The organism is Flavobacterium sp., assembly GCF_049318325.1.
Taxonomy (GTDB): Bacteria; Bacteroidota; Bacteroidia; order Flavobacteriales; family Flavobacteriaceae; genus Flavobacterium.
Window position 1 is genome coordinate 1 of sequence record NZ_JBMOGQ010000077.1, and the last position, 10,570, is coordinate 10,570.

Annotated in this window: 11 protein-coding genes; 4 read left to right on the forward strand and 7 right to left on the reverse strand. The window is 32.5% G+C overall.

Annotation, left to right across the window (positions count from 1 at the left end; translation table 11 throughout):
- Both ACOYLP_RS07955 and ACOYLP_RS07960 read left to right on the forward strand, forming a co-directional pair.
- The coding region (locus tag ACOYLP_RS07955) for a glycosyltransferase (RefSeq protein WP_422855646.1) at positions 1–265 on the forward strand (265 nt) is incomplete at its 5' end.
- A 47-nt stretch (positions 266–312) separates the two neighbouring features.
- On the forward strand, positions 313–1,707 hold the full coding sequence (locus tag ACOYLP_RS07960) for an exopolysaccharide biosynthesis polyprenyl glycosylphosphotransferase (RefSeq protein ID WP_422855647.1): 1,395 nt from the start codon (positions 313–315) through the stop codon (positions 1,705–1,707).
- Here ACOYLP_RS07960 and ACOYLP_RS07965 read toward each other — a convergent pair.
- Entirely contained in the window at positions 1,687–2,805 is a 1,119-nt protein-coding gene (locus ACOYLP_RS07965) for a DUF4105 domain-containing protein (protein WP_422855648.1), read from the reverse strand. The genes ACOYLP_RS07960 and ACOYLP_RS07965 overlap by 21 nt on opposite strands.
- Before the next feature lie 5 nt (positions 2,806–2,810).
- Positions 2,811–3,797, reverse strand: coding sequence for a PorV/PorQ family protein (locus ACOYLP_RS07970; protein ID WP_422855656.1), 987 nt, complete (start codon positions 3,795–3,797; stop codon positions 2,811–2,813).
- 196 nt (positions 3,798–3,993) lie between these two features.
- Here ACOYLP_RS07970 and ACOYLP_RS07975 point away from each other — a divergent pair, with 196 nt between their 5' ends.
- Positions 3,994–4,710 carry a CDP-alcohol phosphatidyltransferase family protein gene (locus ACOYLP_RS07975; protein WP_422855649.1) on the forward strand — a complete coding sequence of 239 codons (717 nt, stop codon included), beginning with the start codon at positions 3,994–3,996 and terminating at the stop codon, positions 4,708–4,710.
- Positions 4,711–4,725: 15 nt separating this feature from the next.
- Here the strand turns inward: ACOYLP_RS07975 and lptB are convergent, their stop codons facing one another.
- The 4 genes from lptB to ACOYLP_RS07995 form a co-directional block, all read right to left on the reverse strand.
- Positions 4,726–5,466 (reverse strand): LPS export ABC transporter ATP-binding protein, encoded by a 741-nt coding sequence (gene lptB / locus ACOYLP_RS07980; protein WP_422855650.1) that lies wholly within the window; start codon positions 5,464–5,466, stop codon positions 4,726–4,728.
- Between the two features lie 148 nt (positions 5,467–5,614).
- Positions 5,615–5,965: a carboxymuconolactone decarboxylase family protein gene (locus tag ACOYLP_RS07985; RefSeq protein ID WP_422855651.1), complete on the reverse strand. Its 351-nt coding sequence runs from the start codon at positions 5,963–5,965 to the stop codon at positions 5,615–5,617.
- Positions 5,949–6,770, reverse strand: a complete 822-nt coding sequence (gene tatC / locus ACOYLP_RS07990) for a twin-arginine translocase subunit TatC (protein WP_422855652.1) — start codon at positions 6,768–6,770, stop codon at positions 5,949–5,951. Before tatC ends, ACOYLP_RS07985 begins: the two co-directional genes overlap by 17 nt.
- Positions 6,770–7,735 (reverse strand): KpsF/GutQ family sugar-phosphate isomerase, encoded by a 966-nt coding sequence (locus ACOYLP_RS07995; protein ID WP_422855653.1) that lies wholly within the window; start codon positions 7,733–7,735, stop codon positions 6,770–6,772. Before ACOYLP_RS07995 ends, tatC begins: the two co-directional genes overlap by 1 nt.
- 86 nt (positions 7,736–7,821) lie before the next feature.
- On the opposite strand from ACOYLP_RS07995, the gene recQ reads away from it, so the two are divergent.
- A complete protein-coding gene (recQ, locus tag ACOYLP_RS08000) occupies positions 7,822–10,017 on the forward strand; it encodes a DNA helicase RecQ (protein WP_422855654.1) in 2,196 nt (731 codons plus the stop codon).
- Between the two features lie 84 nt (positions 10,018–10,101).
- Here recQ and ACOYLP_RS08005 read toward each other — a convergent pair whose 3' ends face one another.
- Entirely contained in the window at positions 10,102–10,338 is a 237-nt protein-coding gene (locus ACOYLP_RS08005; protein WP_422855655.1) for a hypothetical protein, read from the reverse strand.
- Positions 10,339–10,570 lie beyond the last annotated feature (232 nt).

Below are 10,570 nucleotides of genomic sequence, written 5' to 3' on the forward strand. Positions count from 1 at the left end.
TAATACTCCTATAAGTGTAATTGAAGCAATGGCTTTGGGATTGCCGGTAGTGTCGACAAATGTTGGGGGAATTCCTTATCTGTTAGAGCACAATGTAAATGCACTATTAGTGGATGATGATGATATTGATGGAATGACAAATCAAATTAAACGCCTTTTCTCAGAACCAAATCTGGCACATAATTTATCAAAAAAAGGAAAAGAATCTGTTGAAAGCTTTGATTGGGAAGTAGTTAAAAAGCAATGGATTGAATTACTTGAGTGAATGGTAATTTTAGTAACTTATGATTTTAAAATTCTTTTACAAATAAAATGAAGAAATTCAAGGACATACATTTTGAAGTTTCAGAAAGAAAAATTCTTTTGCGGATTTTTGATGTTATTTCTGTGCTACTTTCTTTGTATTTAGTGGGTGTTTTATTTAAATTCAATTATTTCAATATTTCAGAAACCAATTTTTATTGGACAATTGTTTTAGGAGTTTACCTGAATTTTATCGGATCTGTTTTTGAAATGTATAATCTGCAAGTTGCCAGCAATCAATTTCAAGTTATAAAGAGTATAATTCTAACTTCCTCAATTACGGTTTTGTTCTATTTATTAACGCCTTTTTACACACCGGTTCTGCCTAATAATCGCCTTCAAATATTCATTTTTTTTATTGCTATTTTCATTGCATTATTTTTATGGAGAATGATTTATGTGCGGTTTTTTGCCTCAAATAGATTTTCAAAAAAAGTTATCCTTATTTGTGATAAGGAACAACTCAAAGAACTGGTTAATGCACTTCAAAGTGCCGATCCTCATTATCGTATTTTGGGGTTTGTAAATTCGGATAGTGCAGATACTAAAACTGATGACGATATTAAAATAAAGAATATTGACATTAATAACCTCGAAGTATTTGCTAAGAAAAATTCCATTTCCGAAGTTGTTGTTGCGTCTCAAAAAACAGATGGAATAACAGTCAGTCTTTATAATCAATTGATTCATTTATTAGAAAACGGTTATATCGTCAGTGAATATACACAGGTTTATGAAAATATTACTCAACGAATTCCGGTTCAATATGTTTCTAGAGATTTCTACCGTTATTTTCCATTTAGTAGAAACAATCAAAACCATTTTTATTTGATTATGGTGCGTCTTTTTGAGATAATAATATCTATAACGGGATTATTATTTGGGTTGATTATTTTTCCATTAATCTTAATTGGAAATCTATTCGGAAACAGGGGAAAATTATTTTATACTCAGGAAAGAGTAGGCAAGAATGGTAAAATTTTTAATATTATTAAATATAGGACAATGGTTAAAAATGCTGAGGTGGAGGGTGCTGTTTTTGCCACAATAAATGATAGTCGTGTAACACCATTTGGAAAAATAATGAGAAAGTCCAGAATGGACGAAATACCACAGTTTATAAATATTCTTAAAGGCGAAATGGCTGTAATTGGTCCAAGGCCAGAGCGCCCTATTTTTGTAAACGAAATTGCCGAGGTAATGCCTTTTTATGAAACCCGTCATGTTATAAAACCTGGATTAACAGGTTGGGCACAAGTGAATTATTCATATGGTGCAACTATTGACGATAGTTTAATAAAGCTTCAATATGATTTATACTATATTAAACACCGTAGCATTTTTCTTGACGTTAACATCATTTTTAAAACACTAAGTACTGTTTTACTTTATCGAGGTCAATAGTTTTAAAGGGTTTCTCCCATTTAATTTAATTAAAATATAAAGATTGGTAATAATAAATGGAAGCATAATCATTAGGTGTGGTTTTGTCATTATAACTATGCTGTAAATCAATATCAAAACCAATATAGTAATGTTTAGTTTTTTCAAAAAGTTTTCCTTTACAAACGGAATCAAAAGAAATAATGGATTAAAAAGCAATGCATTATAATTCCAAAGCAATTCTTCATGCTGAGAATATAAACCGACTAGGCATAGAAAAAGACCCAAAATTCCACATACAAAAAGATAACCTTTAAATAGAATTCGTTTGTTGATGATAATTAAAATCACAAGCACTAGAAAGATTAAGTAAATACTGTTGAAAAACGAAAATTCAGGTTGAACCTTTACACCCTGCACTACAATTTCCTTCTTTGAAACCAATGGTTTTCCTTTAATAGTTGCTTTATCCAAACTATGCATGAATTCTATTGGAAGAAATAATTTTTCGGCATTTTGGTCGGTTTTTGCACCAAAAACAATATTAATTCCCAATTTGTACCAAAAATAATTTTCGAAATAAGGATATAAAAGTGTTCGGTAAGTAATTGTTTTATCATCTACCTTTTGAATTTTTTTAGTGTCAAACAAACCATTTAATTTATCGACAACCATTGAGGTGCAGTTTCTGTCAATAAATTTATAGGTATAGCTTTTTTCGTCTGATAGTAAAGATTTATTTAGGGCATTAAACAATTCTTGTTTTTTTTCTAATGGTAAATTCAATGTTTGTTCAATAACTTCTCTTCTATCTAATTTATATTCAAAAACAAAATCATCATAAGAAGTTACATTCATAAAATACTGCAAATCGCCTTTTACAAATTTGAAGTAGAAATTTTCTGTCCTGAAATCAAAGTAACCATAATTATAGACAACATCAAGTGCATTATTCTCGTCTTTTATTCTAAGCGCTGTGTGTCCAAAAGTGGAATATAATTCTTCGCCTCGGTCACAGGTAAAAATACTGACCTGAGTTTCTTGAGAAAGTGGCGGACTTTGCGCAAACGCAATGAAACTGAATAGGAGTATAGTACAACAAAGAATTTTTTTGAACATAATTTTTATCTAAAAATGCTTAAGTCAACTTTAACTGAAAATATATTAGAGTATAAAGCAGCACTTTGGTCGCCTAAATCTGTCAAAGCATAATCTACTTGAATGCCTTTGTATTTAAAGCCCAGACCAATATTAGGTTGAAAGTTGACTTTTCTACTTCCATCAATTTGCTCTACATTTTGAAAATTTCCAACACCTGCTCTAAGAAAAACTAAATCTGTATAACCAAATTCAAACCCCAATGCTGGATCAATACTAAAGTCATTATTGGAAATTATATCATTTGTTTGGGCAAATTGCATGTTCAAATTAACTGCTGTAAGTAAGGTATAATCAGAATGAAAATCATATTTTTTAGAAATGCCCAATTGAGCTTTTGGAAGAGTTATTTCAGTACTTTCAGGTGGCTCTTGATTTTGTCCAGTTACGGCATCTTTTATTTCATTATATTTATCTTCATCGATTGCCCAAATATTGTAAGTTGTCGTAATATCGCGAAGCATTATTCCATAATGCCAATCATTACTTTCATACTGCAATCCGAAATCAAAACCAAATCCCCACGAACTGGCAAATTCACCAATAACTCTACGTATAACTTTTGCATTTATACCGTATTGTAAACCTTCAATTAATGTAGGGCGTCTGGCATAGGAAAATGTTAAGCCATAATCGGCGGTTGAGAAAAGACTTATACGATTGTAGTCTATATTTCCTTCGTTGTCAATAAGTTGTGTCGTATTTAAAATGTCATCTACTCCGAAACGAATTATTGAAATTCCCCATGCACTTCGGTTATCTATCTTTTTAGCGTAAGCCGCATAATCATATTGGGCAATATTGGCAAAATAACTTGCATGCATTAGTGAAGCCTGACTGTCTTCAATTTTTAATAAACCTGCCGGATTCCAGTAGCCTGAATTTACATCACTTGTGAAAGCTGTTACTGCATTAGACATCCCCAAAGCAGCCGCATCAACCCCAATATTCATAAACTCATTGGAATATTTTCTAATGGTTTGTGCGTGAGTTATTAGGCAAACAAAAAGTAGTAGAATAACAATCTTTTTTTTCAAGGCAATTTTTCTTTTTACAAATATCAAATAAAAAACTTTAATACAAAACGTAGAAAGGATTAACTTATTGTATTAAATTTGTAATTCTATAAAAAATACTAAACGATTAAAGATGAATATCAAAGCGCAGATTCCCAACTTATTCACGATGTTAAATCTTTTTTGTGGTTGCGTGGCTTTGATAATGGCAATTGATTTAAAGTTTGAAATGGCATTTTATTTTGTGTGCCTAGGTATCTTCTTTGACTTTTTTGATGGTTTCTTTGCCCGAAAATTTGGAGTAGCTGGGCCATTGGGAGTTCAGTTGGATTCGTTGGCAGATATGGTTACCAGTGGTGTAGTTCCCGGATTTGTAATGTTTAAATTGATGGAAGATTCTGCTGCTTTTGGTACTGAAAGTTATATGCCTTATTTAGGATTTATAATTACTCTTGGCGCTTGCTATCGTTTAGCCAAATTTAATATTGATGAAAGACAATCAGATTCTTTTATTGGATTGCCAACTCCAGCAAACGCATTGTTTTTTACAAGCTTACCTTTAATAAATGCTTTTTTTTTTGACGACAACTTTAATGGAGTAATTTATAATAATTGGGTTATGATTGGATTGTGTTTTCTAAGTGCTTATATCATGAACGCCGAAATTCCATTATTTTCACTAAAGATTAAGGATTTTAGTTTTGCCAAATACAAACTGCAGATTTCTTTTTTAGTAGTTTCTTTTGTGATGTTGATTTTCCTTCAAATATTGGCGGTTCCGCTGATAATTATAATCTACGTTTTACTGTCGGTTATCAGTAATATGGTCAATAAAAAAGCCTCCGTTTAGGAAGCTTTTTTATTTTTAAAAATGTAATTTCTTTTTACGTAATTCAAAATTTTGCCCTAGATACACTTTTCTAACCATTTCGTCGGCAGCTAATTCTTCCGGAACACCAGCTTTTAGAATACCACCTTCAAACATTAAATAGGTTTTGTCGGTTATTGCCAATGTTTCCTGAACGTTATGGTCGGTAATTAAGATTCCGATATTTTTGTTTTTCAATTGTGCTACAATACGTTGGATATCTTCAACAGCAACTGGGTCAACACCAGCAAAAGGTTCGTCGAGTAGAATAAATTTCGGATCAGTAGCTAATGCACGAGCGATTTCAGTTCTACGACGTTCGCCTCCTGAAAGTAAATCACCACGGTTGGTTCTAATATGTTCCAAGCTAAATTCAGCAATTAGGCTTTCCATTTTAGCGATTTGGTCTTCTTTGGATAGTTTTGTTAATTGAAGTACACTCAAGATATTATCTTCAATACTTAATTTTCTAAATACAGAAGCTTCTTGAGCCAAATAACCTATGCCATTTTGAGCACGTTTATACATAGGAAATTCTGTAATATCCATGTCATCCAAATAGATATTGCCTGAATTTGGTTTTACCAATCCAACAATCATATAAAATGAAGTTGTTTTTCCGGCTCCATTTGGACCCAGAAGCCCTACGATTTCACCCTGATTTACTTCCACAGAAATGCCTTTAACTACACTTCTGCCTTTATAGGTTTTGACTAAATTTTCGGCTCTTAATTTCATTAATTTGAAGATTTGATAATTTGGAAATTTGAAAATGCCAAATCAGATTTTTTATATAAATTAATATTTTGGAAAATTAAGAAAAAATAGACGATTGACAATTGCTGTTAACAAATCGTTCGGAAGATAATTTCAAATTGATTGATTTTCAAATTTTCAAATCTTCTAGTGCTTCCCAAAACTCATAAGCTCTTCTCAAATGTGGAATTACTATGGTTCCTCCAACCAAAGTAGCAATTCCCATAGCTTCCATCATTTCTTCTTTGGTAATTCCTTCTTTATAACTTGTTTCCAAATGGTATTTGATGCAATCATCACATCGTAATACAGTGGATGCAACAAGTCCAAGTAGTTCTTTTGTTTTCACATCAAGCGCACCTTCAGCATAAGCATTGGTATCCAGATTGAAAATTCGCTTTATAATTTTATTATTGTCTGCCAATAATTTTTCGTTCATTTTGGAACGATAGTCATTAAATTCTTCAACTAGCTTGCTCATCTAACTTTTTATTTTTTTCTACAAATACCGAAATCCAAATGCATCCTTCATAAATTATCAGCATGGGTATGGCAACGGTAATTTGACTTACTACGTCTGGAGGCGTTACGATTGCTGCAATAATTAATATAATTACAACAGCATATTTTCTATATTTTCTTAAGAAATTTGGGCCTACTAATCCTAATTTGGTCAGGAAGTAAATAATGATTGGCAATTCGAAATATAATCCACAAGCAATAACCGCTGTTTTAACCATGCTAACATAAGAATCTATACTAAATTGATTTTTTACAACGCTGCTTATGGAGAATGTTGCCAAAAAATTTACGGACATTGGAACGATTACGAAATAACCAAAAAGCACCCCGAAGAAAAATAAAATGGAAGCTACAAAAATGAAGAGTTTTGCGTTTTTTCTCTCTTTTTCATACAAAGCCGGACTAATAAATTTCCATAATTCCCATAGAATATAAGGGAAAGCCAATATAAAACCAGTGGTTATACAAACCCAGACAAAAATATTCACCTGGCCCTCCATTTGAGTATTCTGAATTATGAAATTTAGTTCGGTAATACAAATGCTGTCTGCAAAACCAAGGTAATGCGAAGCTTCACAAAAAAAGCGATAGGTGATAAAACTTGGGTCAGTTGGGCCAAAAATCAAATCCGAAAAAATAAAATCTGCAAAAAAATAAGAGACAATTCCCATAATGACAACGGCCGCTGAACTTCTAACCAACAACCATCTCAACTCTTCAAGATGATCTAAGAATGACATTTCATTGAGTGCTTTTTTTGCCATTAGATGATGCCTTCTTTTAAAATATCATGCAAATGAATTACTCCTTTATATTCTCCATTGTCAACAACTACTAATTGCGTAATAGAGAAGTCTTCAAGAATATTCAAGGCATCGCTAACCATATCTGTTGATTTTATGGTTTTTGGATTTTTGGTCATTATCTCCTGCGCTGTTAATCCTGAAATATTTTCCGTTTTATTCAGCATTCTTCTAATGTCTCCATCTGTTATAATTCCGATAACCTTTTCATTTTCAATAACGGCAGTTACTCCTAATCGTTTTTCAGATATTTCAATGATTACATTTTTTATCGTCGAATCCGAAGCCACAATTGGTTTTTGCGTTGTATCAAGCATATCCGAAACACGAAGCAATAATTTTTTACCCAAAGCACCACCAGGATGGTATTTGGCAAAGTCTTCAGCAGTAAAATTTTTCATTTCCATCAAACAAACTGCAATGGCATCGCCCATAACTAATTGTGCTGTGGTACTATTGGTAGGTGCCAAATTAATCGGGCAAGCTTCAGAATCAACATAAGTATTCAATACAAAGTCGGCTTCTTTTCCTAAAAAAGAAGTAGTGTTTCCGGTAATGGCAATCAACTTATTTCCGAATCGTTTTAACAATGGAACTAAAACCTTAATTTCAGGACTGTTCCCGCTTTTTGAAATACAAATTACAACGTCACTCGGTTGCAACATACCTAAATCGCCATGAATAGCTTCAGAAGCATGAAGAAAAAGAGAAGGCGTTCCGGTTGAGTTTAATGTCGCCACAATTTTTTGGGCTATGATGGCACTTTTGCCAATTCCTGTTACAACTAAACGACCTTTTGATTTGTAGATTATTTCGACAGCATTTACAAAATTATCATCTAAAAATTGGGTTAGCTTAGCAATAGATTCGCTTTCAGACAAAATTGTCTTTTTGGCTGAAGCAAGAATGTTATCTTTTTTTATCAAAATTGTATCAATATAAAATTTGCATGTAATAAAGAAAGTAGTATCTTTAACTCTGCAAATTTATGTAAAAATACCATTAACAGAGAATGAATTTAAACGAAATTGACATTCACGCAGCATTAAAAAAATATTTTGGGTTCAACCAATTTAAAGGATTACAAGAACAAGTAATAAAAAGTATTATAGATCAAAAAAATACTTTTGTTATTATGCCTACAGGTGGTGGAAAATCGTTGTGTTATCAGCTACCCGCATTAATTCAAGAAGGAACAGCTATTGTTGTTTCACCTCTTATTGCTTTAATGAAAAATCAAGTAGATGCTATTCGAAGTTTGTCTTCTGAAAACGGAATAGCACATGTATTGAATTCTTCTCTTACCAAAACAGAGATAAATCAAGTTAAAAAAGATATAACTTCAGGTATTACTAAATTATTATATGTTGCGCCTGAATCATTAACTAAAGAAGAATACGTTGAGTTTCTTCAAAAAGTAAAAATTTCTTTTGTTGCAATTGATGAAGCCCATTGTATTTCAGAATGGGGACACGATTTCAGACCCGAATACCGAAATTTAAAAGCTATCATTAAACTTATTGGCGATGTTCCTGTAATTGGTTTGACTGCAACAGCAACACCAAAAGTACAGGAAGACATACTTAAAAATCTGGATATGTCAGATGCTGTCACTTTTAAAGCTTCTTTCAATCGCCCAAATTTATTTTATGAGGTACGTACTAAAACCAAAAATATAGAATCTGATATCATCCGTTTTATAAAACAGAATAAGGGGAAATCCGGAATTATATATTGTTTGAGTCGAAAAAAGGTTGAGGAAATTGCAGAAGTTTTACAAGTTAACGGAATTTCTGCTGTACCTTATCATGCAGGTTTAGATGCTAAAACCAGAGCCAAACATCAGGACATGTTTCTCATGGAAGATGTTGACGTGGTGGTAGCCACAATTGCTTTCGGAATGGGTATAGACAAACCCGATGTTCGTTTTGTAATACACCATGATATTCCAAAATCATTAGAAAGTTATTACCAAGAAACAGGACGTGGCGGTCGAGATGGAGGTGAAGGGCATTGCTTGGCTTATTACTCCTATAAAGATGTAGAAAAACTAGAAAAATTCATGTCTGGCAAACCGATAGCTGAACAAGAAATTGGATATGCGTTGCTGCAAGAAGTTGTTGCTTATGCTGAAACTTCGATGTCGCGTCGTAAATTCTTATTGCATTATTTTGGTGAAGAATTTGACAGCGAAACCGGTGAAGGAGCCGATATGGATGACAATGTTCGAAATCCGAAAACAAAAATTGAAGCAAAAGATCAAGTCAAACTGCTTTTAGAAATTGTTAGAGATACCAAACATTTGTATAAATCAAAAGAAATTTGTTTTACGCTCATTGGAAGAGTTAATGCAATGATAAAGGCTTATAGAACAGATTCACAAACGTTTTTCGGAGCCGGCAAAAAATTTGAAGAGCGTTATTGGATGGCATTGATTCGGCAGGTTTTAGTTGACGGGCTTTTAACTAAAGATATTGAAACTTACGGAATTTTGAAGGTTTCAGACAAAGGTCATGAATTCATTAATAATCCAACGTCATTTATGATGTCGGAAGACCACGAATATAATGAAGTTGAGGATGATGCTATCGTAACAGCAGCAAAATCTTCCGGAACAGCTGACGAAGTGCTAATGAGTATGCTTCGTGATTTACGTAAAAAAGTAGCTAAGAAATTAGGAGTTCCACCTTTTGTGGTTTTTCAAGATCCATCTTTAGAAGATATGGCTTTAAAGTATCCAATAACAAGTGATGAACTGAGTAATGTTCATGGTGTTGGTGAAGGTAAAGCTAAAAAATATGGAAATGAATTTATTGAACTTATTTCACGTTATGTCGATGATAATGATATCATTAGACCTGACGATTTAGTGGTAAAATCTACCGGAGCAAATTCAGCTAATAAACTTTACATTATTCAAAATATTGACCGAAAATTATCGCTTGAAGATATAGCCAAAGCTAAAGGGATGAAAATGGATGATTTACTTAAAGAAATGGAACAAATCGTCTATTCAGGTACCAAATTAAATATCAGTTACTGGGTAAATGACATACTAGATGAAGACCAGCAAGAAGAAATTCACGACTATTTTATGGAATCTGAATCGGATAAAATAGAAGATGCACTTAAGGAATTTGATGGCGATTACGATATCGAAGAGTTACGATTAATGCGAATAAAATTCATAAGTGAAGTTGCTAATTAGTTGAAATTCTAGAAGTTTAATGTCCAAAAGAGTAGAGCTGATGGCTCTTGATTTTTTTGCTTTATGACTTTGGACTTTATGACATTAGACTGAGTAAATCTCCCCACGATGTGGCTTTAAAGCATCTCTTACAGAGATCATGTTTTCATCAGTAACGACCATAAAAGCAATAGCGTGCATTTCGTTTATAATTTCAAAGCCTGTAATGTTCAGCGGAAGTTTTTCGATTGTAATGTATTCTTTTAAATGAATTTCATGATGCTCTGCTGTCTTGGCTGAAGCTTCTCCACGAAAATCCCAGATTAGTTTTATTTGTCTCATATTAATTCAATAGCAAGCAAAGTTACATACTGATTTTGTTATAAAATTGTTTTAGTAAACAATTTTCAAATTGACACATTTTCAAATTTTCAAATTCTTACTTTTACCAAAATATTAAACAATGCCAAGCGAACTCCAACTTCAAGTTTCTCCAGAAATAGCAGCCAATGAAAGTTTGCTCTATGACTATGTGGCAAAAACAGTTCGAGTTTCAACTAAATTGGTTCATAAA